The organism is Neglectibacter sp. X4 (genome assembly GCF_009917365.1).
In the GTDB taxonomy this organism is placed as follows: domain Bacteria; phylum Bacillota; class Clostridia; order Oscillospirales; family Acutalibacteraceae; genus Acutalibacter.
On sequence record NZ_QWLE01000071.1, the window covers coordinates 1 to 266 of the forward strand.

1 protein-coding gene is annotated in these 266 nt (G+C 61.3%); it reads right to left on the reverse strand.

Annotation, left to right across the window (positions count from 1 at the left end):
- Positions 1 to 266: ParA family protein (locus D1841_RS19940; RefSeq protein WP_166554283.1), on the reverse strand; the 266-nt coding region annotated here is incomplete at both ends.

A 266-nucleotide genomic window follows, 5' to 3' on the forward strand; every position in this document is an offset into this window, starting at 1 on the left:
TACTGCCCCTTTACACTGTCCAGGTACTGCCGCAGAATCGTTTCCCGGCTCATAGCGTTTACCAGCGATACCTCCATACCGGAGAGCTGAATATCCGCTGGCATCAGGTCCACGCCCTCCGGGTGGTGCAGAATCCCCTCGCCGGGGCGGACCAGCTGATCGGTCAGGATACGGCCCATCGCATCGGATAGGGTAAAGGGCAGCTTATCCGGCTGGGGATTGCCCAGGCTGATGGTCAGGCTCCCCTGCGGGTCCCCGTCAATGAG